A 24,262-nucleotide genomic window follows, 5' to 3' on the forward strand; every position below is an offset into this window, starting at 1 on the left:
TTCACAATAGTTGTGTGAATACAACTATCGATGTGATGACGCCCAGGCGCAAGGCCATCATCCTGGCCTCCTGCTGCCTGAGCCTGCTCATCGTGTCGATGGACGCGACCATCGTGAACGTGGCGATCCCGTCGATCCGGGACGACCTGGCGGCGACATCGGCGCAGATGCAGTGGGTCGTCGACATCTACACGCTGGTGCTGGCGTCGCTGTTGATGCTTTCGGGTGCCACCGGCGACCGCTTCGGCCGCAGGCGGGTGTTCCACATCGGCCTGACGATCTTCGCGATCGGGTCGCTGGCCTGCAGTCTGGCGCCGACCATCGATGCCCTGATCGCTGCCAGGTTCCTGCAGGGGGTCGGCGGCTCGATGCTCAATCCTGTTGCACTGTCGATCATTTCGCAGATCTTCACCGGAAAGGTGGAGCGGGCGCGGGCGCTCGGCGTGTGGGGTGGCGTGGTCGGCATCTCGATGTCGCTGGGTCCGATCGTCGGCGGACTGCTGATCGAAACCGTCGGATGGCGTGCTGTCTTCTGGATCAACCTCCCGATCTGCGTCCTGGCTCTGGTGTTGACGCGGGTGTTCGTGCCCGAGTCCAAGTCGCTGACGATGCGCAACATCGACCCGATCGGACAGGCGCTGGCCGTCGTCTTCCTGTTCGGGGTGGTCTACGCGCTCATCGAGGGACCTGTCCTGGGCTGGACCGATCCGCGCGTTCTCGGACTCGGCGTCGCAGCGGTGCTGTCCTTTGCACTGTTCCTGCGATACGAGTCGCGGCGGACGGACCCGTTCGTGGACCTTCGCTTCTTCCGCAGCATCCCGTTCACGACGGCCACCGTCAGCGCGGTCAGCGCGTTCGCCGCGTGGAGTGCATTCTTGTTCATGATGTCGCTGTACCTGCAGTTCGAGCGCGGCTTTTCCGCGATGTACACCGGCCTCATCTATCTCCCGATCGCCATTGGCGCACTGGTCTTCTCGCCGCTGTCGGGGCGCCTGGTCGGTCGGTACGGCGCCCGGCCGTCGATGGTCGTCTCGGGTCTGCTCATCGCTGTGGCGGCGGCACTGCTGTTGATCCTGTCCGCGACGACGCCGGTGTGGGAGCTGTTGATCATCTTCGCGGTGTTCGGTATCGGGTTCGCGATGGTGAACGCGCCGATCACCAACGCGGCGGTGAGCGGCATGCCCCTGGATCGGGCCGGTGCCGCGTCGGCGGTCACGTCGACCAGTCGCCAGGTGGGCGTGAGTATCGGTGTGGCGCTGTGCGGTTCGGTGGCGGGACAGGCGATGGCCAACCCCGGCGCCGACTTCGCGGCGGCGGCGCGCCCGCTGTGGTTCATCTGCGTGGCCCTCGGTGTGCTCGTCACCGTGCTCGGCCTGTACGCGACCTCTCCGAAGGCGGTGCGCTCGGCCGAGCGGCTCGCCCCTCTGGTGGCAGGTGGTGCTCGTGCCCGGTAACCCCCTCGCCGACGATATCTGGCGTGACCTGGCCGCCCTGGTTCTCGATCATCGCGACAGCTGGAAGCGAGCGGTCGTCGAAAGCTCAGGGCTGCCGTTCAGCAGGGTCCGGATATTGATGAGACTCAGCCGCAAACCCATGTCCGTCAAGCAGATCGCGGCGGCAGCCACGGTGGATGCGCCGGCGGCCACTGTCGCGGTCAACGATCTCGAAGAGCGCGGGCTGGTGGTGCGCCAGGTCGATCCGAGCAATCGGCGGTGCAAGGTGGTGTCCCTGACCGACGCGGGCCGTGACACCGTCGACGCGATCCAGGCCGTGCACGACCCCGCGCCGGACATTCTGGCGGCGCTGCCCGGTGACGACCTCGCGACACTGCGGCGGCTGCTGGACAAGCTCGACGCCGGCTGAATCTCAGGCGCCCAGCACCGCCATTGCCGCGTTGTGCCCGCCGATTCCCGACACGGCACCGCCCCGTCGGGAACCGGCGCCGCACAACAGGATCCGATCGTGATGGGTGGCCACGCCCCATCGGCGAGCCGGGGTGTCCAGCGGCTCGTCGTCTTCGGCGAAAGGCCATGCCAGGGCGCCGTGGAAGATGTTGCCGTTCGTCATGCCCAGTGCGGCTTCGAGGTCGGCTGTCGTCTTCGCCTCGATGCACAGACGGCCGCCCGAGTCCTCACACAACACGTCCTGAATAGGTTCCGCGAGAACAGAGTTCAGTGAAGTCAGCGCCGCCGAGGTCAGCGTGTCGCGGAGGCGATCCGGTGTCTCGGTCGAGGAGAGGCTGTGGGGTGTGTGCAGGCCGAACACGGTCAGCGTGTGCGCGCCCGCGTCGCGCAGAGACTCCGAAAGGATGCTCGGGTCGGCCAGCGTGTGGCAGTAGATCTCACACGGCAGCGGGTCGGGCGCCGAACCTGACGCGGCCCGCCGATACGCGGTGTCGAGCTGGCTGTAGTTCTCGTTGATATGGAATGTTCCGCCGAAAGCCTGTTCCGCAGTGACGGTTTCGTCACGCATCCGGGGGAGTCGACGCAGCATCAGGTTGACCTTGATCTGTGCGCCCTGAGCCACGACGGGCTCAGACTCTCCGAGAAGGCGGGCCAGGACCGCCGGGGTGACGTTGGCCAGCACGTGCTCGGCGCCGATGCGGTGCTCTGTGTCTGCCTGCCGGTAATGCACTTCACCGTCGGGATGGATGGCGTAAACCTCGGCCCCGGTGACGATTTCGGCGCCGAAGCCCGCAGCGGCGGCGGCCAGCGCGCCGCTGACGGCACCCATGCCGCCGATCGGGACATCCCACTCACCGGTGCCGCCGCCGATCAGGTGGTAGAGGAAACATCGGTTCTGGGCCAGGGATTCGTCGTCCATGGCCGCGAATGTGCCGATTAACGCGTCGGTCGCCATGACGCCGCGGACGAGGTCATGGGTCACCGCGTGAGTGATCGCCTCGGCGATCGGACGTTCGATCATCGACCGCCACGCGGCCTCGGCTTCTCGGCCCCCGTCGTTGGCCACGGCCCGGCGCACCTCCGACCGGGTGAGCAGCGGTTCGGTCAGCGTCGGCCACATCCGGGAGGTCACGGTCGCGCAGCGGCGGTAGAAGTCGTGAAAGCCGTCCTCGTCCGCGGCCGCGCCGATGGCGGCGAATGTCGACTCCGGTCCGACCAGCAGCCCGGTGGCGCCACCCGTCGAGGGGTCGGGTGTGTAGGACGAGTAGGTGCGCCGAGCCAGCCTGACCCGCGCACCCAGGTCGTCGACGATGCGCCGCGGCAGGAGGCTGACCAGGTACGAGTACCTCGACAGCCGGGCGTCCACGCCGTCGAAGGGATGTGCCGAGACAGCAGCTCCACCGACGTGCGGCAACCGTTCGAGGAGCCGTACGCGTCGCCCTGCACGTGCCAGGTATGCAGCGGCGACGAGTCCGTTGTGCCCGCCCCCGACGATGATCGTGTCGAGGGGTTCAGGCATGGGTTCCGGCTGCGGCACAGGCGGTCTGGACAGCCGTCGCGTGGGCGTTGAGGTCTGCCACCGACAGGTTCAGGGTCTCACCGGAGGTTCGCAGCCCCATCTTCAAGAGCAGCTTCGTGGCCCCCAGGGACCACGATCTCATCGGGCCTGCGATGTCGGGCGCAAGCCCCGGCGTATTGGATGCGCTCAGCGCCAGGCCGGCGCCCTGCCGGAGCGCGGTCCTGCCCAGGCCGTTGGCATTGCTGATCGACGGGTCGGAGTAGTCGGGGTCCTCGTAGGTCTCGAGCGCTTCGGCGAAATATCCGTAGTACAGCGACGTGCCCTGCAGCACCGCGGCGAACTGCCCGCACGCCGCGACCGCCGCGGGATCCGCATCCTCGGACGGCGGCACCGAGACTTCGGACGGTCCCGGAGCAACGGCCTGCGCTGCCCCTGTAGCGAACGGGTCGGTGGCCGTGGGCTCCACGGGCTGAGCAAACGCGGATGCCGGGCTGACGGCGACGACGACGCCGACGGCGGAACTGACCGCGGCGATCGCGCGTGTGAACGCCGACGACCTCCGAATCAACTCGTCTCGGCTGTGTCCGCGCGGCATGCCAAGTAAGGTAACCCATCACCCGCACCGGAAAGGCCGGGACAGGATCGGTGGTCGGCTGACGGGAATGAAAGTTTGGGGAGCATTCAGCGATTGGCAAACAAGCTGCTTGATACTTCCCGCATTCGCGTAGTTACCGAGATCGCCGTCCGGCCAAGAGAGGCACCTGCACAGTCATGAAGAACCGGTTCGTCGCTCTGGCGCTTGCTTTCGCCGTGCTGCCTGCGTTCGCGACGCCACTGGCTGCGGCGCAGCCTCCGCCGCCCGCGGTGCCCCTTCCGGCGCCACCGCCGCCCAACGCCGCCGTGCTGTCGGGTCCGCCCGGAGTGCTGGAGACACCGGACGGATGGCGTATCGAGGTGGTGGGAAGCGACGAATCGCAGCTGGCGGTCGCACCGCTGACGACGGCGGTGTCCTCGCGGGAGTATCTGTTCGGCGGCACGTACACCGGAACGATCACCGGCGAGGGAACCACCGCGTTGACCGGCGGCACGTTGGAGGTCGGTGCGCAGATCGGTTGCGGCGTCATCTCCGACGAGCAGGAAGTCAATCCGGGCGCCGGCTTCACGCCCGCGCTGCCGTTCGGTGACGACCCGACCCTCGCGCTCTCGGTGACGTTGCAGGGCAAGGTTTATCTGTCGCCGGGCACCGTCACCACGGTGCCGATCAACAAGAAGACGTTCAAAGGCAAGTCGACACGCGTGTCGATCGACGGGGTGCGAATCAGGACCGACCAGTGCGCCGGTCAGTCGTTCATCCGGTCATATGCGACGTTGACCAGTTCGTCGGAGAACACCGACGACGTCATCACCTACCTCGGTGTCACCAAAGTTGTCTGACGTCGGCACGCCGAAGCCCGTGGCATCAACTGTTTCCGCGCACCCGAAGACGAGAGGTACCGCCGTCACCATGCTGACCCGCCTTGCAGCGTTGGCCGCACTCTGCCTCGTCGTCCCCGTGGCCGCACCCCAGGCCTGGGCGCAGCCGGCCCCGCCCGGGCCGGTGGTGCCACCGCCTCCCGTCCCCGTCGGCGCCACGCTGCCACCCGGTGAGTTGCCGCCACCGCCGCTCGACAACGGCGTCGTGGCGTCGTCGCCGCCGGGCGTCGTCGTCACGCCGGACGGCTGGACGTTGTCGGTGATGGCGGGCGACGAGACGCAGCTTCCTGTCGCGCCGCTGACGACCGCCGTCTCCTCGCGGGAGTATCTCGTCGGCGGCACGTTCGGTGGAGACGTCACCGGCGGCGGCAGCACCGAATTGACCGGGGGCACTTTGGAGGTCGGCTACCAGATCGGCTGCGGAATCGAACTCAAGCAGATGCGCCTCATCGGGAGTGTGGGTGCTTCGACGACGGGGTCGACCCTCGTCAGCCCGCTCATCGACGGCGTGTCGTTTCCGGTCACGGGTGTGCTGGAGTTCCATCCGAGGCCGGGCACGGTGCAATCGGTCACGGTCAACAAGAAGTCCTTCAAGAAAGCGCCCGTGCGGGTGACGCTGAAGGACGTCCACATCAAGATCGACGGATGTCTCGGCCAGTCGTTCATCCGCTCCTACGCGACGATGACGAGTTCGAGCGTCGACAACGACGACATCGTCGCGTACTACGGCGTGACGAAGGCGGTCTGACAACCGCATGCACCGGTCCTCGACAAGATCTTGCGCGCACCGCGTCGGCCTTCGTGCGGCGGCAGGTGTTGTGACGGCCGCCGTGGCGCTGGCCGCCGCGGGTCAGGCTGTGGCCCAACCGATACCGCCCGCTCCGCCGCCGCCGCCTCCTCTTCCGCCGCCCCCTGCCGGCCCCACGCTGCCGCTGCTCGGCCCCCTCGGGCCGAACGGGCTGGCGGTGCTGGCGCAGACGGGCCAACCGGCTGCGGGCTCGTTCGGGATCCCGTCGGTTCCCGGCCTGGATCCCACGACAGTGCTTGGGCAGAACGCGATCCCGTCGGCGCCGGGCGCCGGACCGGGTACGCCTCCGAACCTGAACATCTTCAACAACGCCTATGGGATCCCGCAGTACCTGGTCCCGTCCGCTCCCGGGGAAGGCGTCATCTTCGACGTGCCAGCCGGGTCGGAGAACGCGGACGTGAGTCGGCGGGAATGGTTCGGGCGGTGGATCGACATGTATCGCGCGGGTCAGCTGGAGGGCGGAATGCTGGGCCAGCGGCCTCAGGAGCAGCTCGGTCAGCCGCTGCCCGGCACCGCTCCGCCGCCCGGGGTGAATCTTCCGCCCGGGCCGGAGCAGTTCTACGTGCCGCCCGACGCGGCGCCGGCAGCACCGTTGCCGCCGGACTGATCACGTAAACCGCTGTACGGCAGCGCTTCTGGGCGAGGCAGGTCAGACGTCGGAATCGTCTGCGTGGCCGTCGTGGTCGGACGTGTCGCCGGTTGGGTCCGTCGAGGCCTCGGGGGCGGACTCGGGGGCGTCCTCGGCCGGCTCGGTCTCTGGTGCCGCGGTGTCGCCGTCCGTTTCGGGCTCGTCGATGCTGTCGGTCTGGTCGACAGGCTCGGCAGGTGGCTCGTCCGCATCGACGTTCTGGATGTCCTCTGCGGCATCGTGTTTCGTCGTTACCTGCAACTCGTCCGAGTGGTCCTGCTCCGGTTCGGCATCGGTCTCGTCGTCCACGCGCGAGGTGACCTCGGCCGGAGCAGTCGGGTCGGGTGTCACGTCGAAGATCTGGTTGAACAGGTCGATGTCGTAGGCGATCTCATTGCGGATCGTGGTCAGGATGTTGGGGATCGCGGTGCGGAGGTTGTGGAGTGTGGTCTGGATGTAGGGCTCGATCAGGTCGATCTGGTTGTCGAGCACGTAGTAGCCGATCGTGACCGGCAGCAGTGCGGTCATGACCATCGAATTGAGCGCGGTGCCGACGGCCGTCGTGATGGCGTAGAAGTTGTGGTACGGGAACGTCAGGAGCTCGAGCATCAGGGTGGGATCGATGCGATCGGCGGCTGGTGTCGGGTCCGACGGGTGGGTGGTGACGGTGATCCCTGTCGGGACGGCGCTGTGGTCGAGCGGGAGTTCGGCGCGCGCGTCGATGTCGGCCTGCACCGCGGGGCCGATCGTTGCGAGGGTTTCCACCACGCGCCACGCCGTCGAGTCCGGACCGGTGGCCGGGAACCATCGCAGGGCGGCCGGAACGGTGTCGAACGGCGAGCGGTCGGCGCCGACTGCGCAGAGCGGAAACGGTTCGGGTGGGGCCGCCTCGGCGTGCCCGACACCTGCGGGCGCGGCGATGCACGCGACCGTCAACATGCTCAGAAGTGGTTTGCCGACAGAGGGTTTCACGACGCCGCCTTTGCTGCCTCATCGATATTGACGCCACGAGAAACTACGTGGCTGTCTTGCCGATATGCAGGCGGGAACAAGGCCAATGGCCGAGCAGGACATGAACATCTGCCGGCCGGCCCTGCCCCCGGGGCGGGCGCGCCTCAGTTTGCCGCGACGTCAGGCGAGGTAGCCCTCGACCTCACCCTCGGGTCGGACGGAGGCTTCGTCGGGGTTGCCGCCGCTGGAACGCAGCGCCCGGCGCTGACGGAGCAGATCCCAGCACTGGTCGAGTTGCACCTCGACCGCCTTCAGGCGGCGGTGCTCCTCGGTCTCGTCGATCTCGTGGTGTTGCAGCTTGGAGCGCAGTTCGTGCTCTTCGGCGACGAGTTCGTTGACTTGCTTGAGGATGTCTTGATCACTGGCCACGCCTACCAGTGTGCAGTGCTTTCCCGCTCCCGTCCGCGGACTAGGGTGAGCAAATGGCTACCAAACCCGAGATCGAATTTCCCGACGGCCCGGCCCCGGCTGAATTGGTGATCGAAGACATCGTTGTCGGCGACGGCGCGGAAGCCGTCCCGGGTGCCAACGTCGAGGTGCACTACGTCGGCGTCGAGTACGACACCGGCGAGGAGTTCGACAGCTCGTGGAACCGCGGCGAGTCGATCGAGTTCCCGCTGCGCGGTCTCATTCAGGGGTGGCAGGACGGCATCCCCGGCATGAAGGTCGGTGGCAGGCGCAAGCTGACGATTCCGCCGGCGCAGGCCTACGGCGCCGCAGGTGGTGGGCATCGCCTGTCGGGCAAGACGCTCATCTTCGTCATCGATCTGCTGGCCACCCGCTAGCGGGGGCCGGGCAGGCGCAGCAGTAGCCGTGCCCCGCCCAGCGGGCTGGACTCCAACGTGGCTGTGCCACCGTGCAATTCAGCCTGTTGAGCCACGAGCGCGAGACCGAGGCCCGACCCCGAGTGTGACGCCGTCGACCCCCGGGAGAACCGGGCGAAGACGACCGTGCGCTCCTCTTCGGGCACGCCGACGCCGTCGTCGTCGACGGCGATCTCGACACCTTCGCGCGAGCTGACCGCCGAGAGCTGCACGCGGGTCGCACCGCCGTGCTTGACGGCGTTGGCGATGGCGTTGTCGACGGCCAGGCGCAGGCCGGCGGGCAGCCCGACGATGATCACCGTCGGCGCGGGCACCAGCGAGACGTCGAGGTCGGGGTAGACGCGCATCGCGTCGTGCGCGGCGCGGTCGAGCAACTCGGTGATGTCGACGGGGACGTGGTCGTCCTCGGTGGACAGCTCGCCCTGCGCGAGCCGTTCCAGGGCGCCGAGCGTCGCCTCGATGCGGGACTGCGTGCGGATCACGTCGTTGACGATTTCCGCGCGGCTTTCCTCGGGCATGTCCAGTGTGGAGAGCACCTCGAGGTTCGTGCGCATGGCGGTCAGAGGGGTCCGAAGCTCGTGCGCCGACACCGACGCGAAGTCGCGCGCCGACGCGAGCGCCGCCTTCGTGCGGTCCTGCTCTTCCCATACCCGCTCGACGAGTCCCTTGATCGCGTCGGCGATTTCGACGGCTTCGGTGGCGCCGCGGACGTCGATGTCGGGGTCCTCGTCGCCGGCATCGATGGCTCTGGTCTGCTGTGCGAGCCGTTTGAACGGCCGCACCGCGAAGGCCGCGAGGACCCACCCCCCGACGGTGGCGGCGCCGATTGCGAGCGCACAGATGATCATCACCCGCCGGTGCAGATTGTTGATGTCGGCGATCGTCGCGTCATAAGTGGCGCCGACGGCCACCGACATCGGCTGCGGGGTGGACAGCGCAACGGTGCGGACCCGGTAGCGCACACCGTCGACGTGGGTGTCGGCGTAGCCCGGTTCCATCTCGGGGAGAACGACATTCGAGTTCGACGTCACCTGCCCATCGTCGCGACGGACGGTGATGACGACGTCCTGGTCGTTGGGCGACGGCGGTATCTCGTCGAGTCCACGCGGCAGGAACGGGATCACGAAGCCGGCCGCCTCGTCGAGGCGACGGTCCAGCCGCTCGTTCCAGGCGTCGGTGATACCGAACCACACGACGGTGCCGGCGATGAGGACGATGATCGCGCCGGCGATGGCGCTGGTGAAAGCGACCCGCTGTCGCAACGACGGGGTACGGCGGAAGATCCGGGACAGCGCGATCAAGAGGGACGCCGCCTACTGCTGCCGCAGGACGAACCCCACGCCACGGACGGTGTGCAGCAGGCGCGGTGCGCCGTTGGCCTCCAGTTTGCGGCGCAGGTAGCCGATGAAGACGTCGACGACGTTGGTGTCCGCGGCGAAGTCATAGCCCCACACCAGCTCAAGCAGCTGCGCGCGGGAGAGCACCGCCGTCTTGTGCTCTGCCAGCACCGCCAGCAGGTCGAATTCGCGCTTGGTGAGGTCGACGTCGACACCGTCGACACGGGCGCGGCGGCCCGGGATGTCGACCTCCAGCGGGCCGACGGCGATGGTCTCCGACGAGAACGTCGCCGTCGCCCCGCGCCTGCGCAGCAGCGCCTTCACCCGCGCCACCAATTCGGCGAGGACGAACGGTTTGACCAGGTAATCGTCGGCACCGGCCTCCAGGCCCGCGACCCGGTCGTCGACCGACGACCGCGCCGAGAGCACACAGACGGGCACGTCGTTGTCCATCGCGCGCAGCGCCGTCACGACGGACACCCCGTCGAGGACGGGCATGTTGATGTCGAGCACGATCGCGTCGGGTCGGGTCTCGGTGGCGCTGCGCAGCGCTTCGGCGCCGTCGACGGCGGTGAAGACGTCGAATCCGGACAGCCGCAGCCCGCGCTCGAGTGAGGCGAGGACGTCGGGATCGTCGTCGACCACGAGCACCCGAGGTGAGCCCAGACCACTGTCCATGCCCGCAATAGTGCCCGATGAACCCACGCGCCTGTGGGAGGCTGTGCCCGCGGATTCCAGCGCGCTAATTGACGATAGTGCTACCTAATTAGGTGATGTTTGCTAAAACTATCCCGTGCAGCTCAATTCGTCGGACACTGTCGGCGTCAAAGCGCCTGACGCGGCGTCGAATTCGTCGCCGTCCTCGGTTGCGGCGCGCTGCCGTGCGCTGATCGCGCATCCCGCGTTCGAGCTGGTGATCGTCGTCGTGATCGTCCTCAACGCGATCGTGCTCGGCATGGGCACGTACGCCGATCTGGCGACGAACCACGACAGCGAATTCGATCTGGTCTACAACATCTTCCTGGCCATCTACGTCGTCGAGTTGCTGATCCGGCTCACCGCGTGCAGCTGGAAGCCGCGGGAGTTCGTCAAGGACGGCTGGAACGTCTTCGACTTCGTGGTCGTCGTCGCGGCGTTCGTTCCGGGCTTGCGGGCCAACGCGATGCTGTTGCGCCTCGTACGACTGCTGCGCATCGTGCGCCTCATCCGGTTCCTGCCGGACCTGCGCATGCTGGTCTCCGCCGCGGGCCGGGCGGTCCCGGGCGTCGCGTCCCTTGCGGCGGCGACGTTCGTGCTGATCTTCATCTACGGGATGGTCGGCTGGGTGTTGTTCGCCAACCACGACCCGGCCGGCTACGGCAACGTCGGTCAGGCGATGCTGACGATGTTCGTCATGCTGACCCTGGAGAACTTCCCGGACAACGTCGCGATGGGCCAGACGGTGTCGCACTGGACGATCGTGTACTTCATCAGCTACGTCCTGCTGGCCAGCTTCCTGATCTTCAACCTGTTCATCGGCATCGTCCTCAACGCGATGGAGGAGGCCCGCGGCAAGGACCGCGAAGAACACGAGACCGACGATCTGCTCGAACGGATCCGTGCCGCGCGCACTGCTCTCGAGGACGCCGAGAACGAGCTGGCGAAGACGCACCGCAACGACCGCTGAGCCGAATTGTGTTTTGCCGCTGCTGATCATCGTGTTCAGGGCATCAGGGGTAACTTGTGGCTGCTAATCTCCGGCGCGTGGAGCCCCACCTGATCGTCGAACCCGACGACGGTCTCGATCCTGTGCTGGACCTCATCGCCGCGGCCCGGGACACCCTGCGTATCAAGCAGTTCACGTTCACCGACGAGGCGCTCATCGATGCCGTCATCGATCGCCGCGCAGCCGGTGTCGACGTGCGCGTCATGCTCAATGCCGCGAAGTCGGGCGGGGAGCGCGCCAACGACGAGACGTTCGATCGTCTGCGGGACGCGGGCGTGACGGTCGCCTGGACCAACCCGGCGTTCTACGTGACGCACGAGAAATCGATCGTCGTGGACCGCAGCGCCGCGTTGATCGCGACGTTCAACCTGTGCACCAAATACTTCACGCGCACCCGCGATTTCGGCGTTGTCACCACCGATCCGGGGCAGGTCGCCCAGATCATCGAGGTGTTCGAGGCCGACTGGGAGCACGGCAACTGGGTGCCGGCCAACAACTCGGGGTTGTTGTGGAGCAACTCGAATTCGCGCGTGGTGATGGCGCAGTTCATCGACACCGCCACCACACATCTGGACGTGCAGCACCCGAAGTTCGTGGACGCGGTGATCCTGGACCGCATCGTGGCGGCGGCTGATCGCGGGGTGAAGGTCAAGGTGCTCTGCGGTGGCCGGCACGGGATCAGCGACAGCGATGTGCTGGACACGTTCTCGTCGTTGCGGACACTGAACTACTTCGGCATCAAGGTGAACAAGCAGAAGAATCTGCGTGCGCACGCCAAAGTGGTCATCGTCGACCGCGAGCGCGCGCTGGTGGGTTCGATGAACATCGACCGCAGCGCGTTCGACCTACGCCGTGAGCTCGGCGTGACGGTCGACGATCCGGTGATCGTCGACCGCCTCATCGAGGTCTTCAAGCGGGACTGGGCGTCGTCGCGCCGCTACCTCGCGCCGGACCCGCTGATCCCCGAGGAGCACGTGGAGACGGACTTCCCGCACGACCCCGAACTCGTTCATGAATGACGCGGCGCCGCGCGTCTCGAGCATCGAGATCGCGATGGCGTTCAACCACGTCGCGCTGGCGTCGTTCGGCGGTGGGCTGTCGGCGTGGTCGCGCGAGATCATCGTCGAGCGCAAGAAATGGCTCGACGACAAGGAGTTCCTGTCGGCGCTGACGATGTGCCGGATCCTGCCCGGCGCCAACCAGGTCAACATCGCGGTTTTCGTCGGCACGAAGTTGCGCGGCGCCTCGGGTGCCGTCGCCGCGATCCTGGGGCTGATGGCCGTGCCCGTGATGCTGACGCTCTTCGCCGGCTGGGCCTACTTCACGTTCAAGGAAGTGCCGGGAATCCACGGTGCGCTGCACGGCGCCTCGTCGGCCGCGGTGGCGCTGACTGTCGCGATGGTGATCAAGACCGGGCGGGATTGCCTGACGGGGGTGATTCCTGTCGCGTTGTTCGGCGCGGCATTCGTGCTCAACGGGATTCTGCGCTGGCCGTTGGTCGTGACGCTGTTGATTCTCGTGCCGCTGTGCCTGCTGTGGGCGTGGCCGCGGGGTACCCGCACAGACTCCGGGCAGCCCGCGCAGTGACGACATGATCGCCCATCTCGACACCTATCTCCAGCTGGCCCTGTTGTTCGGTGGCCTGTCGCTGATGTCGATCGGCGGCGGCAACGTCGTGCTGCCGGAAATGCACCTGCGGTCGGTGCAGGACCACCACTGGCTGACCAACACGCAGTTCGCCGAGGTGTTCTCGATCTCGCAGACGATGCCGGGGCCGAGCAGCGTGCTGATCGTGACGCTGGTGGGGTACGGGGCGGGGCACGACGTCGGCGGAGTGCTCGGCGCGATCGTCGGCGGCTTGATCTCCATCGTCGCCATGGTGGTGCCCGCGGCCGGAGTGACGTTCTTCGTCACCCGCTTCTGGCAGCGCGCCCACGAGGCGCCGTGGCACGCCGCGGTCGAGAAGGGGTTGGCTCCGATGGCGGTCGGTCTGATCATGGCGACGGCGCTGGTGATGAGCAGAGCCGCCGATCATGATTGGCGGTCGTATCTGCTGACGGCGTTGTGCACGGTGGTGTTCGTCGCGACCAAGCTCAACCCGCTGTGGCTGGTCGCGCTGGCTGCCGTGCTGGGGTATGTCGGCGTGCTCTGACCTGCCGGGAATGGCTTGACCTCAACAAATGTTGAGGTCCTACGGTGAAAAACATGTCGAAGTTATCTGCTTGCCCGCAATGGGAAGATGTTCTAAGTGGCTGACTCCCGACCAGATTCCCTGCATGCGGCGCCCTCGATCGGGCCGCCGCCGAAGCAGGTCAGACCGAGCTCTGACCTGTGGCGGATGATGCCCTACCTGCTGCCGTACCGCGGCCGCTGGATCGCGATGGTCGTCATCGCCCTGGTGAGTCTCGTCGCGACGATCTCGATCCCGTTGATGACCAAAGCCGTCATCGACGGTCCGGTGCGCCATCAGGATCAGCAGGGGCTCTGGCTCCTCGGCACCGCCGCTCTGGGCGTGGGCATCACCGAGGCGGTGCTGTGGTTCATCCGCCGCTGGCTGGTCGCCCGGGCCACGATGGGGGCCGAGGCCGACGTCCGCAAACAGCTCTACGCACGCCTGCAGATTCTGCCCATGTCGTTCCACGGCCGCTGGGAGTCGGGGCAGCTGCTGTCGCGAATCATGAACGACCTGGGCACTATTCGACGGTTCAGCTCGTTCGGCTTGATCTTCCTGATGCTCAACGTCCTGCAGATCACGATCGTGACGGCGATCCTGCTGGCGATGTACTGGCCACTCGGCGTCGTGGTGCTGGTGTCGATCGTGCCGATCACGTTGACGGTGCTGCATTTTCAGCGGGAGTACACGCGGCTGTCGCGGCTCGCCCAGGACCAGGCCGGCCACGTCGCCACCCACGTCGAGGAGGCCGCGCTCGGGCTGCGGGTGATCAAGTCCTTCGGCCGTGAGGACTACGTCTACGAACGGTTCGACGACCAACTGACGAACCTCTATGACACCCAGGTCCGCCGGGTGTCGGTGTCGGCCAAATTCTGGACGGTGCTCGAGGTCATCCCGAACCTGACGCTGATCGTCGTGCTCGGATTCGGTGCCTACGCCGCCGGCCACGGTCAGGTCACGATGGGCACGCTGGTCGCGTTCATCACGATGATGCTGTCGCTGGTATGGCCGATCGCGTCGCTGGGATTCCTGCTGTCGATGACGCAGGAGTCATACACCGCCGCCAACCGCATCGCCGAGATCTTCGACGCGCCACCGGAGATCGCCGACGGACCGCGGGATCAGACGCCGCGTGGCGGCAGGCTCGAACTGGTCGATGTCGGGTTCCGGTTTCCCGACTCCGACGAGTGGGTGCTGCGGAAGGTGAACCTGACGGTGGAGCCGGGAGAGACGGTGGCCCTCGTCGGTGCCACTGGCTCGGGAAAGTCGGTGCTGGTCGGTTTGCTGTCGCGGCTCTACGACGTCGTCGAGGGCGAGATCCGCATCGACGCCCAGGACATCCGCGAGCTGTCGCTGACGGCGCTGCGAAGCGCCGTGGCAACGGCTTTCGAGGATCCGACGCTGTTCTCGATGTCGGTTGCGGAGAACCTGAAGCTCGGTCGCGCCGATGCGACGGACGAAGAACTTCGGCGCGCCGTCGACATCGCGGCCGCGGAGTTCGTGTACGACCTGCCGTTCGGGCTCGACACCCGCATCGGGGAGCAGGGGATGAGCCTGTCCGGCGGTCAGCGCCAACGGCTTTCGCTCGCCCGGGCCATCCTGGCCGATCCGAAGATCCTCGTACTCGACGACACTCTCTCGGCGCTGGACGTGCACACCGAGGCGATCGTCGAGGAGGCGCTGCGCCGGGTCCTGCATGCGGTCACCGGCATCGTCGTGGCCCACCGCGCGTCGACGGTCCTGCTGGCCGACCGGGTCGCATTGTTGCAGAACGGCACCATCACCCACGTGGGGACGCACGCCGAGTTGCTCGCGCAGGTACCCGAGTACCGCTACCTGTTGGCCGCCGACGACGAGCTCGACGACGGGAGCGAGCGGGACTGCGATTGGGAACATCAGGACGAGCGGGCGCGTCTGGATCGCGAGATGCTGGGGAGGCGCGCATGAGTCGCGACGACACCACCCAGAAGTGGCGGGGCAAGTTCGACGAGAGCGCCGATCTACCGATCGACGAATCGGTGCCGCTGCGCTCCGAAGCGCGGTCGCTGCTCTATTCGCTGCTGTATCCCTACCGCTGGGTCGTCGCGGTGCTCGCCGTCGTGGTCGTCGTCGAAAACGCTGCGCGCCTTTCCGTTCCGATCCTGGTCCAGAAAGGTATAGACGACGGGATACCACCGCTGCTCGCCGGCGGGCCTGCCACCACGCTGCTGACGATCGTCGCCACGCTGTGCGGCGTGGTCACCGTGCAGGCGGTCGGCCGGATGTATTTCCTTCGGCGGTCCGGCAAGGTCGGCCAGAAGGTTCTTCTCGAGCTGCGCAGGCGCGTGTTCCGCCATTTCGGTCGTCTGGACATCGCCTTCCACGACCGCTACACCTCCGGGCGGGTGGTGAGTCGCTCCACCAACGATGTCGAAGCGATCCAGGACATGCTGGAAACCGGCTTCGACAGCCTGATCACCGCGGTCCTCACGCTGGTCGGGACCGCGGTGCTGCTGGTGGTGCTCGACGTGAAACTCGGGTTGATGTGCCTGGCGGCGTTCCCCGTTCTGGTGCTGCTGGTCTGGTGGTTCCAGCGGGAATCGTCGATGACCTATCGCGAGGTCCGTGAAGTCTCGGCGTTGGTCATCGTGCAGTTCGTCGAGACGATGACAGGGATCAAGGCGGTGCAGGCCTATCGCCGCGAACCGCGCAACCAGGCGATCTTCGAGGACGTCGCCGACCGGTACCGGGTGATCAACGAGCGCACGTTCAAGCTGCTCGCCGTGTTCATGCCGGCCGTCAAGCTGGTCGGCAATCTCACCACCGGCGTGGTCCTTCTCTACGGCGGCTACCGCGTTCTGCACGGCGAGATGACGATCGGCACGCTGGCGGCGTTCCTGCTCTACCTGCGGATGTTCTTCGAGCCGATGCAGGAGATCTCGCAGTTCTTCAACACTTTCCAGTCCGCGTCCTCGGCGTTGGAGAAGCTCGCAGGGGTGCTCGCACGCAAGCCCGCCATCGGTGACCCGTCGGCGCCCACCGAGCTCGGGGATGTTCGGGGCGAAATCGGGTTGCGCGACGTGGAATTCGAATATGTGCCAGGGCGTCCGGTGCTGCCGGGACTCGATCTGGTGATCCCCGCCGGGCAGACGGTCGCGCTGGTGGGGACGACGGGTGCGGGGAAGACGACCATCGCGAAACTGATCACGAGGTTCTACGACCCGACGTCCGGTGTGGTGACGTTGGACGGGACCGATCTGCGGGAGGTTGCGCAGGACGATCTGCGCCGCCACGTCGTGATGGTGACGCAGGAGAACTTCATGTTCGGCGGGACGGTCGCCGACAACATCCGGTTCGGCCGGCCCTCGGCCACCGACGAGCAGATCCGTGCAGCCGCGAAAGCCGTTGGGGCCCACACCTTCATCGAGGGTCTGCCCGACGGTTATGACACCGATGTCGCCAAGCGGGGCGGCCGGCTCTCGGCGGGTCAACGGCAGCTGGTCGCGTTCGCGCGCGCCTTCCTTGCCGATCCCGCCGTGCTGATCCTGGACGAGGCGACGTCGTCGCTGGACATCCCGAGCGAGCGGCTGGTGCAGCGGGCGCTGGAGACGGTGCTGGCCGACCGGACCGCCGTGGTGATCGCGCACCGGCTCTCGACGGTGCAGATCGCCGACCGCGTCCTGGTGCTCGAACACGGCCGGATCGTCGAGGACGGCTCGCCCGACGAGCTCACCTCCCGCGAAGACGGCCATTACGCGGCGCTGCACCGGTCCTGGGTTCAGTCGCTGGCGTAGCGGGTGTCTGCCCGATTCGCTGTCCACCGGCGCGGTCGGGTCTTAAGCTGCGAAGGGGGCAGCAACATTGGGGGGATTTCATGGAGACTTCGCGTTGTGTCGGCCGGGTGGGTGCCCTGGCGGTGGCGATGGGTATCGGCGCCGCGGGCTGGGTGTTGTCGGGCACAGCGAACGCGGCACCGGCGGACGCCGATTCGTCCAGCAGCGTCGCGGCTGTCAAACACTCTGAGAAGACGTCGGATTCGCAGGGGACGACGGGCTCGGAGTCCGATGATGGTGCTGACAGCGGTGACGATTCCAATGCCGGCGAGTCGCCGGCCTCCGAGGACGCCGATTCGGGGGAGGCCGAGAGCGACGATGCCGACGACGTGACGTCGAAGACGTCGCGGAAGTCGACATTCAGCAAGCCGTCGGCAGACCCCGACACCGAGGACACCGAGGACACCGAGGACACCGAGGACACTGAGCTTGCTGGGGACACCGCCGGGGAAGCAGCGGACGAACCCGAACTAGCCGCGCCCGATGTCGAACCGGTGACCGTCGACGTTCCCGAATCCGCACCTCCTGTCGAGACCGAGGCGGTGTCGGTGTGGCAGCGCATCTTCTCTCCGCAGGCACCGTCGCGCAGTGTCGACGCTCCCGCCGCGCCGGTCGAGTCGCCGCTGCTGTGGGCAGTCCTGGCCTTCGCGCGTCGACAATTCGACCGGCCGCGCAGCCAGATCGAGAAGTCCGGGGGCGGCGACAGCACCACCGCGCTGGCGGAACCCCCGGTGACCGACAGTGGCTCGGCTCCGGGCAGGTCGGCCGGGCCGGTCATCGTGGCTCCGGACGGAACCCTCTACCAGGTGACCTACGACGTGGACCCGGCCACGATGCAGCCGACGGTGACCAGGGTCAGCATCCTCGACGAGGACGGCAACGTCGTCAGGACCTCGGGCGCGATCACCGGCGTCCCGGTGGAGCAGACCCGTGCCGTGGTTCGGCAGGACGGCCGGCTCGTGCTGACCACCCACAGGACGTCCACCAACACCACGGTCGTCTCCGTCGTCGACCAGGAGGGTGCGGTCACGCGGCTGGGCTCGGTCATCGGCCAGCCGTCCGTACCGCTCGAGGTGGGGCCGGACGGTTCGATCTACCTGCAGACCTCCCAATTCCCGACAGGACTGGGTTACCCGGGCGACCGGCTCGTGAGGATCTCCCCGACGAACCGGTTACGGACCTACCAGATCGGCAGGGCGGCAAGCCCTGTGACGTTGGCCCCGAATGGCACCGGCTACATCTCGGCGAGGTCCTTCTTCGGCACGCAGTCGGTACTGGTCATCAGTTCCTCCGGCACCCCGAGGCGGGTCCTGCTTCCCCGCTCCGATCTGCCCAACGAAGTCCTGATCGGTGCGGACGGCCGGGGCTACCTCGCGGTGGCGCGCTCGTTCTTCGGCAAGACGTCGACCCGGGTCTACACCTTCACCGGTACGTCCAGCACAGTGCGTGAGATCGTCGGCGCCCCAGTCGGTCTCAAGGCAGTGACGGCCGACGGTGTGTACCAGGCGACCTACGACGCCGCGACGGGCACGTCCTCCATCTCCAAGATCACCGCGACGACGATCGAGACATCGGACGCCATCAACGGTTCCGTGGTCAACACCATCGCCGTCACCCCCGACGGCACGGTCTACGTGTCGATCCACAACCAGACCACCCAGACCGACAGCGTGGCCGTCGTCAGCGCCGGCGGCACCGTCGAGACGGTCGCGATCCCCGGCACGATCGTGCTCGTCGCGCGGCCGCAGGGCTCGCTGGCAGGTTACGAGGTCGACCCCAACATCGACGACCACGGGTATGTGGCCTATACCTCGGGCGGCACAACGTATCTGGCTGTCCTCGATCCGGACGGCACCATCGGTCGGACCGTGACGCTGCCCGCGGGGGCATCGATCCGAGACGCGGTGACCTTCGGACCCGACGGGTCGCCCTACCAGGTGATCCAGTACCGGAACGCCCAAGACGGGGTCGTGTCATTAGCGGTGATCACGCTGTCCAACGACGCTGTCAGCGGTGCGCAGCCCGGAGCGCCACTGTTGCCGAACTATCCGCCGCTGCAGTTCGGTCCCGATGGGACGGCTTATCTCGTCACGCAGGAATCGGGTCAGGACCCTGCATTCCACTTCGTCGGAATCGACCGTGACGGGACCGAGGTGTCCTCCTTGGACGCCACGGGTTTCCTTGTGCCGCAACAGGCGGACTACGTCTTCGCGCAGGAGGCCCTGGCGTTCGGTGCCAACGGTACGGCGTACGCGACCCTCCTCGGCGAGAATGCCGGGGTCTGGGCTTTGACACCAGGCGGCGGGACGCAGGTGCTCGACCTCGACCTGAGCCAGGGTGCGACGGTCGACCCGGTGGTGTTCGGACCCGATGGAACGGCGTACGTGACGGTCTCGGAGTTGGTCGGCGGCGCGTGGGTGACGACGGTGAGGTCATTCACACCGTGACGACGGTCGCGATCCTGGGCGGGGGAGTCGGCGGCCTCAGTGCCGCACAGGAACTGGCGGAACGCGGCTTCGCGGTCACCGTGTACGAGGCGCATGACGTCTTCGGTGGGAAGGCGCGCTCGATGCCCGTCCCGGGATCGGGTACCGGGACGAATGAAGATCTGCCCGCCGAGCACGGCTTCCGCTTCTTCCCCGGTTTCTACTGGCACGTCACCGACACCATGAAGCGGATCCCGGCGCGCGGGGCCACCGTCTACGACCGGCTCACGACATGCACCGAAATCCTGATGGCGCAGGCCGACGGGCGCAACGAGATCATCGCGCCCGCGGGCATTCCGAAATCGTGGGACGCCCTCGTCGACGGGCTGCGGGCGCTGCGCGCGATGGTCTTGGAGACGGGCATCCCGATGGCCGAGTTCGCTGTCTTCGTGGAACGCATGATCGTCATGATGACCTCGTGTGACGAGCGCCGGCTGGGTGAGTTCGAAGCCCAGAGCTGGTGGGATTTCGTCGAGGCAGACACAAAGTCGTTGGCTTACAGGAAGTTTCTCGCCACCGGAATGACCCGCACGCTGGTCGCCGCCAAGGCCGAGGAGATGTCGGCCCGCACCGGCGGGGCGATCCTGTGCCAGCTGATCTTCGACATGCTGCAGCTCGACTCACGGGTCGACAACGTGCTCGACGGTCCGACGAGCGAGGTGTGGATCGACCCGTGGGTCGAGCATCTGACGAAGTGCGGGGTGACATTCCGTCCAGGCTGCAGAGTTTCGGGCATCGGCTGCGACGGCAGGCGCATCACCGGCGTCACGGTGACGACGGCTCGCGGTGACGAGAACGTCGACGCCGACTTCTACATCGCGGCGTTGCCCGTCGAGAAGTTCCGGCTCCTGGTGTCACCCGCGATGCGTGCCGCAGATCCCCGCCTGCAGCTGCTGGGAAAGCTGCAGTGCGACTGGATGACCGGCATCATGTTCTATCTGGACACCGATGTTCCTCTCGAACACGGGCACGCCATCTTCATCGACTCCGAGTGGGCGCTCACCGCGATCTCACAGAAGCAGTTCTGGCCGGATGTCGACCTCGAACGGCGCGGAGATGGCAGGGTCGAAGGCATTCTCTCGGTGGATGTTTCGGCATGGGACGTACCCGGACCCGTCACCGGTAAGGTGGCGACAGCGTGCTCGAAAGACGAGATCCGCCAGGAGGTGTGGGCACAGCTGGTCGACCACATCGACGACGGCACGCTCGACGAGGCCAACGTGATCGACTGGTTTCTCGATCCGGCCATCGAGTTTCCCAACCCCGGAGCCGCCACGAACGCCGAACCGCTGCTGATCAACACGAAGTCGTCCTGGGTGAACCGCCCCGATGCCGTCACCGCGATTCCGAATCTGTTCCTCGCCGCCGATTTCGTCAGGACCCACACCGATCTGGCCACCATGGAAGGCGCCAACGAAGCCGCAAGGGCCGCGGTCAACGGAATCCTGCACGCGACCGGGTCGACGCACCGGCGGTGTGGCGTCCGCAAACTGCAAGAGCCGTGGGTGCTTTGGCCCTTCCGGCAACTCGACCGGTTGCGGTGGAAGTTGCGCAGACCCGCGAAGGCGCCCTTCCGGCTGGATGCCGCGGGGGAGCTCACACCGACCGGCCCGATGGCGCGTGCCTGTCTGGCGGCTGCCCGGATGGGCGGCAAGGGAACGTTCCTGACCGACGGCGGGCAACGCTGACGCGAGCGAATAACCTTCCCAAGGCAAGCAATCGGGTGCTCGACGCTCGCCTGATCGACCAATTGGAAAGCGTGTCTAACCGGTCTGTGCCATCATCGCGAACGTGTCTACCGACGTCCTGGCCCGCGCCGTCGGGAACGAGACGGTGGACCGGTTTCTCGCGATGGCGCAGATCGGCCCCGCGGCGCTGGTCATCGAAGGCGAAGCAGGCATCGGCAAGACGACGATGTGGTCGGACATCTGCGACGCTGCCCGCGACCGCGGATTCCGGATCGCGACGTCACGCCCCGCGCAGGCGGAGTCGGTGTTGGCCTATGCCGCGGTGGCCGACCTGTTGGCCGACGTCGACGGTGAAGCGATCGACGTCTTGCCCGAGCTGCAGCGCCTGGCGGTCAACCGGGTGTTGTTGCGCGCCGGCTCGGACGGCCCGGCGACCGATCAGCGCGTGGTCGCCGCCGCGATGGGCGCGCTGCTGGAGACGCTGGCCACCGACACCGCCGTCCTCATTGCGATCGACGACGTGCAGTGGCTGGACCCGTCGAGCAGGGCCGTCCTGACGTTCGTCGCCCGCAGGTTGACAGGGCGCGTGGGAATTCTCGTCACCGAGCGGTGCGAGGCGCTGCAAGGAACGACGACGTCGTGGCTGAAGCTCGCACGGCCCGAGGAGATCGCCCGGTTGCGGCTCGGGCCGTTGAGCATCGGAGCGCTCCACGTGCTGCTGATGCGTAAGCTCGGCCGGTCGTTCTCCCGGGCGGTGATGGTCCGCATCGCCGAGGTCGCGGGCGGCAACCCGTTCTATTCGCTCGAACTCGCGCGCGCCATGGACGGGCAGCGCCCCGCCACCCAAACCGGACTGCCGAGCACACTGGCCGACCTCGTCCGGGTCCGGCTCGGCAGGCTCGACGGCGACGTCCGCGAAATCCTGCTGGCCGTCGCATCGGTCGCGGCGCCGACCGTCGATCTGTTGGCGCGGCTCAAGAACACGACGGCCGAGCATGTCGTCGGGTTGCTCGAGGATGTCGAGACCGACGGGATCATCGGTATCGACGGAAATCGGGTCCGGTTCTCGCATCCGCTGCTCGCGCGCGGCATCTACAGCGACGCAACGCCTGCCGACCGTCGCGCCATGCACCGTGCGCTGGCGGTCATCGAGGGCCAGCCCGAGCTCAAGGCACGTCATCTCGCGATGGCGGCGACGAGCGCCGACGACGCGACGCTGGCCTCGCTGGACGAGGCGGCCGAGACGGCGCGCAGCAGGGGTGCACCCGCCGCGGCGGCGGAGCTGGTCGAGTTGGCCATCGGACTCGGCGGCGACAAGCCGTGGCGACGACTGAGGGCAGCAGGCGACCATTTCCAGGCAGGTGACACCGGGCGGGCGCGCGTCCTGCTCGAGGAGGTGGCGGGAAACCTGCGGCCCGGCATGCTGCGCGCGATCGCATTCAATCTTCTTGGTGCGCTGTACATCTATGACAACCAATTCCTGGAGGCGACGGATCTGCTGACCAAGGCCGTCGACGAGGCGGCCGACGTGCCCGCCGTTGCCGTTCAGGCGTTGATGTCGCTGTCGTTCGCCCAGGGCATGGGATCGTTCGCCGAGGGCACCTCCGAAGAGGGCCTGTTCGAGATCATGTTGGACAATTCGCGGCGGGCCGTCGAGCTCGCCGAAAGTGTCGGGATGCCGTCGGTGACGAGCCAGGCGCTCGCGATGTGGGTACACACGTTGTTCATTCACGGACACGGCGTGGACGACGCCGCGCTCGACCGGGCCTTGGAGCTCGAGGCCGGTGACGACGATGTGGCCATCCCGTTCCGGGCCAGTGCCGTCAACGCGCTCATCCTGGCCTGGACGGGACGCCTGGATGAGGCGGCGGCCCGCATGCTCGCGGTCCGGGCCAGTTGCGAGGAGCGGGGCTCCGACCGCAACATGATGGCGGTCGCCAGCTACAGCGCGATGATCGAGATGTGGCGGGGAAACCTCACCGCGGCAGAGTCTTTCGCCGACGAAGGCGTGGAGCGTGCGCAACAGCTCGGCGGCCGCTACGTCGAGATCATCCCGTTGAGTGTGCGCAGCGTGGTCGCCGCCTATCAGGGCCGCGAGGAGGATGCGCGCTCCGATGCGCACGCTGCGCTCGAGGCTGCGACGGAGTGCGGGGCGACCCGGATGGCGGACTGGCCGCGGATGACGTTGGGCCTCATCGAGGTATCTCTGGGCAACCATGCCGAGGCGATCGACGCGGTGGCGCCGCTGCTGTCACGTCTGCACATCGTGCCGGGAACCGAGTTGATGCATTCGTGGTATCTGCCCGATGCGGCCGAAGCCTATGTCGCCCTGGGGAATCTGGATGCAGCGGACGACATCGTCGACGTCATGGAGCGGAACGGGCGGACGCTCGACAGGCCATGGATGCTGGCGGTGGCGCTTCGGTGCCGGGCCATGTCGCTGGCCGCGCGGGGCGATGTCGAGGCAGCAGAGGAGGTTGCGCGGCGCGCGATGGCCGAACACGACCGCGTGCCGATGCCCTTCGAGCGGGCGCGAACCCAGTTGCTGCTGGGGCAATTACAGCGTCGTCGGCGGGTCAAGGACGCCGCCGCCGCGACGCTGCGGGAGGCGCTGGAGGTTTTCGAGTCGATGGGCGCCGCGATCTGGGCCCGGCGCGCGCACGCGGAGCTCGCCCGAACCAATGTGGGCCGTACCTCCGATCGTGAACTCACACCTTCAGAACAACGCACTGCCGAGTTGGCCGCCGCGGGTATGACCAACCGGGACATCGCATCGACGCTGTTCATCAGCCAGAAGACCGTCGAGCACAACCTCGGGCGGGTGTATCGCAAGCTCGGAATCAAGACCAGGGCGGAGCTGGGCCGGAAAATGGACGGGATCCGCGAGTAGTCGC

Annotated in this window: 21 protein-coding genes; 15 read left to right on the top strand and 6 right to left on the bottom strand. The window is 67.1% G+C overall.

Translation table 11 applies throughout. The features are described from left to right. Positions 1-35: 35 nt before the first annotated feature. Together P9A17_RS13770 and P9A17_RS13775 are read left to right on the top strand one after the other, a co-directional pair. Complete coding sequence (locus P9A17_RS13770; protein ID WP_278039196.1) at positions 36-1,454, top strand: MFS transporter; 1,419 nt, start codon at positions 36-38, stop codon at positions 1,452-1,454. Continuing rightward, a complete protein-coding gene (locus P9A17_RS13775; protein WP_278039197.1) occupies positions 1,444-1,863 on the top strand; it encodes a MarR family winged helix-turn-helix transcriptional regulator in 420 nt (139 codons plus the stop codon). The genes P9A17_RS13770 and P9A17_RS13775 overlap by 11 nt, the downstream gene beginning before the upstream one ends. Before the next feature lie 3 nt (positions 1,864-1,866). Here the strand turns inward: P9A17_RS13775 and P9A17_RS13780 are convergent, their stop codons facing one another. Then, positions 1,867-3,423, bottom strand: a complete 1,557-nt coding sequence (locus P9A17_RS13780; RefSeq protein ID WP_278039198.1) for an NAD(P)/FAD-dependent oxidoreductase — start codon at positions 3,421-3,423, stop codon at positions 1,867-1,869. Then, complete coding sequence (locus P9A17_RS13785) at positions 3,416-4,018, bottom strand: hypothetical protein (RefSeq protein ID WP_278039199.1); 603 nt, start codon at positions 4,016-4,018, stop codon at positions 3,416-3,418. Before P9A17_RS13785 ends, P9A17_RS13780 begins: the two co-directional genes overlap by 8 nt. 176 nt (positions 4,019-4,194) lie before the next feature. Between P9A17_RS13785 and P9A17_RS13790 the strand changes: the two genes are divergently transcribed. The 3 genes from P9A17_RS13790 to P9A17_RS13800 all read left to right on the top strand — a co-directional run bounded on the left by P9A17_RS13790 (position 4,195) and on the right by P9A17_RS13800 (position 6,311). Beyond that, a complete protein-coding gene (locus tag P9A17_RS13790) occupies positions 4,195-4,857 on the top strand; it encodes an MspA family porin (protein ID WP_278039200.1) in 663 nt (220 codons plus the stop codon). Positions 4,858-4,927: 70 nt separating this feature from the next. Next, complete coding sequence (locus P9A17_RS13795; RefSeq protein WP_278039201.1) at positions 4,928-5,644, top strand: MspA family porin; 717 nt, start codon at positions 4,928-4,930, stop codon at positions 5,642-5,644. 70 nt (positions 5,645-5,714) lie between these two features. Further along, on the top strand, positions 5,715-6,311 hold the full coding sequence (locus tag P9A17_RS13800; protein WP_278039202.1) for a hypothetical protein: 597 nt from the start codon (positions 5,715-5,717) through the stop codon (positions 6,309-6,311). A gap of 42 nt (positions 6,312-6,353) precedes the next feature. Here the strand turns inward: P9A17_RS13800 and P9A17_RS13805 are convergent, their stop codons facing one another. After that, complete coding sequence (locus tag P9A17_RS13805) at positions 6,354-7,304, bottom strand: hypothetical protein (RefSeq protein WP_278039203.1); 951 nt, start codon at positions 7,302-7,304, stop codon at positions 6,354-6,356. A gap of 159 nt (positions 7,305-7,463) precedes the next feature. Continuing rightward, positions 7,464-7,712: a DUF2630 family protein gene (locus P9A17_RS13810; protein WP_278039204.1), complete on the bottom strand. Its 249-nt coding sequence runs from the start codon at positions 7,710-7,712 to the stop codon at positions 7,464-7,466. 53 nt (positions 7,713-7,765) lie between these two features. Between P9A17_RS13810 and P9A17_RS13815 the strand changes: the two genes are divergently transcribed. Continuing rightward, positions 7,766-8,128, top strand: a complete 363-nt coding sequence (locus P9A17_RS13815) for an FKBP-type peptidyl-prolyl cis-trans isomerase (protein ID WP_278039205.1) — start codon at positions 7,766-7,768, stop codon at positions 8,126-8,128. Here P9A17_RS13815 and P9A17_RS13820 read toward each other — a convergent pair. Then, the gene (locus P9A17_RS13820) at positions 8,125-9,468 is read right to left on the bottom strand and encodes a HAMP domain-containing sensor histidine kinase (protein WP_278039206.1); all 1,344 of its coding nucleotides are present in this window, start codon (positions 9,466-9,468) and stop codon (positions 8,125-8,127) included. The genes P9A17_RS13815 and P9A17_RS13820 overlap by 4 nt on opposite strands. 12 nt (positions 9,469-9,480) lie before the next feature. Beyond that, positions 9,481-10,191 (bottom strand): response regulator transcription factor, encoded by a 711-nt coding sequence (locus P9A17_RS13825; protein WP_278039849.1) that lies wholly within the window; start codon positions 10,189-10,191, stop codon positions 9,481-9,483. Positions 10,192-10,297: 106 nt separating this feature from the next. On the opposite strand from P9A17_RS13825, the gene P9A17_RS13830 reads away from it, so the two are divergent. The 9 genes from P9A17_RS13830 (at position 10,298) to P9A17_RS13870 (ending at position 24,258) form a co-directional block, all read left to right on the top strand. Next, positions 10,298-11,170: an ion transporter gene (locus P9A17_RS13830; RefSeq protein ID WP_278039207.1), complete on the top strand. Its 873-nt coding sequence runs from the start codon at positions 10,298-10,300 to the stop codon at positions 11,168-11,170. Between the two features lie 77 nt (positions 11,171-11,247). Continuing rightward, positions 11,248-12,228 (top strand): phospholipase D-like domain-containing protein, encoded by a 981-nt coding sequence (locus P9A17_RS13835; RefSeq protein ID WP_278039208.1) that lies wholly within the window; start codon positions 11,248-11,250, stop codon positions 12,226-12,228. Then, entirely contained in the window at positions 12,221-12,796 is a 576-nt protein-coding gene (locus P9A17_RS13840) for a chromate transporter (RefSeq protein WP_278039209.1), read from the top strand. Before P9A17_RS13835 ends, P9A17_RS13840 begins: the two co-directional genes overlap by 8 nt. Positions 12,797-12,800: 4 nt before the next feature. Beyond that, positions 12,801-13,361, top strand: coding sequence for a chromate transporter (locus P9A17_RS13845; protein ID WP_278039210.1), 561 nt, complete (start codon positions 12,801-12,803; stop codon positions 13,359-13,361). A 96-nt stretch (positions 13,362-13,457) separates the two neighbouring features. Then, positions 13,458-15,329, top strand: coding sequence for an ABC transporter ATP-binding protein (locus P9A17_RS13850; protein WP_278039211.1), 1,872 nt, complete (start codon positions 13,458-13,460; stop codon positions 15,327-15,329). Beyond that, positions 15,326-17,155: an ABC transporter ATP-binding protein gene (locus P9A17_RS13855; RefSeq protein ID WP_278039212.1), complete on the top strand. Its 1,830-nt coding sequence runs from the start codon at positions 15,326-15,328 to the stop codon at positions 17,153-17,155. Before P9A17_RS13850 ends, P9A17_RS13855 begins: the two co-directional genes overlap by 4 nt. Positions 17,156-17,235: 80 nt before the next feature. After that, the gene (locus P9A17_RS13860) at positions 17,236-19,641 is read left to right on the top strand and encodes a hypothetical protein (RefSeq protein ID WP_278039213.1); all 2,406 of its coding nucleotides are present in this window, start codon (positions 17,236-17,238) and stop codon (positions 19,639-19,641) included. Beyond that, entirely contained in the window at positions 19,608-21,368 is a 1,761-nt protein-coding gene (locus P9A17_RS13865) for an FAD-dependent oxidoreductase (RefSeq protein ID WP_278039214.1), read from the top strand. Before P9A17_RS13860 ends, P9A17_RS13865 begins: the two co-directional genes overlap by 34 nt. 103 nt (positions 21,369-21,471) lie before the next feature. Further along, the gene (locus P9A17_RS13870; protein ID WP_278039215.1) at positions 21,472-24,258 is read left to right on the top strand and encodes a LuxR family transcriptional regulator; all 2,787 of its coding nucleotides are present in this window, start codon (positions 21,472-21,474) and stop codon (positions 24,256-24,258) included. Positions 24,259-24,262 lie beyond the last annotated feature (4 nt).

It is taken from the genome of Mycobacterium sp. 236(2023) (genome assembly GCF_029623955.1).
GTDB lineage: Bacteria > Actinomycetota > Actinomycetes > Mycobacteriales > Mycobacteriaceae > Mycobacterium.

Bases quoted from the DNA above. Each gene is read 5' to 3' on its own strand.
- P9A17_RS13770 (WP_278039196.1), top strand. From the start codon at position 36: ATGACGCCCAGGCGCAAGGCCATCATCCTGGCCTCCTGCTGCCTGAGC.
- P9A17_RS13780 (WP_278039198.1), bottom strand. From the start codon at position 3,423: ATGCCTGAACCCCTCGACACGATCATCGTCGGGGGCGGGCACAACGGA.
- P9A17_RS13785 (WP_278039199.1), bottom strand. From the start codon at position 4,018: ATGCCGCGCGGACACAGCCGAGACGAGTTGATTCGGAGGTCGTCGGCG.
- P9A17_RS13790 (WP_278039200.1), top strand. From the start codon at position 4,195: ATGAAGAACCGGTTCGTCGCTCTGGCGCTTGCTTTCGCCGTGCTGCCT.
- P9A17_RS13795 (WP_278039201.1), top strand. From the start codon at position 4,928: ATGCTGACCCGCCTTGCAGCGTTGGCCGCACTCTGCCTCGTCGTCCCC.
- P9A17_RS13815 (WP_278039205.1), top strand. From the start codon at position 7,766: ATGGCTACCAAACCCGAGATCGAATTTCCCGACGGCCCGGCCCCGGCT.
- P9A17_RS13840 (WP_278039209.1), top strand. From the start codon at position 12,221: ATGAATGACGCGGCGCCGCGCGTCTCGAGCATCGAGATCGCGATGGCG.
- P9A17_RS13845 (WP_278039210.1), top strand. From the start codon at position 12,801: ATGATCGCCCATCTCGACACCTATCTCCAGCTGGCCCTGTTGTTCGGT.
- P9A17_RS13855 (WP_278039212.1), top strand. From the start codon at position 15,326: ATGAGTCGCGACGACACCACCCAGAAGTGGCGGGGCAAGTTCGACGAG.
- P9A17_RS13860 (WP_278039213.1), top strand. From the start codon at position 17,236: ATGGAGACTTCGCGTTGTGTCGGCCGGGTGGGTGCCCTGGCGGTGGCG.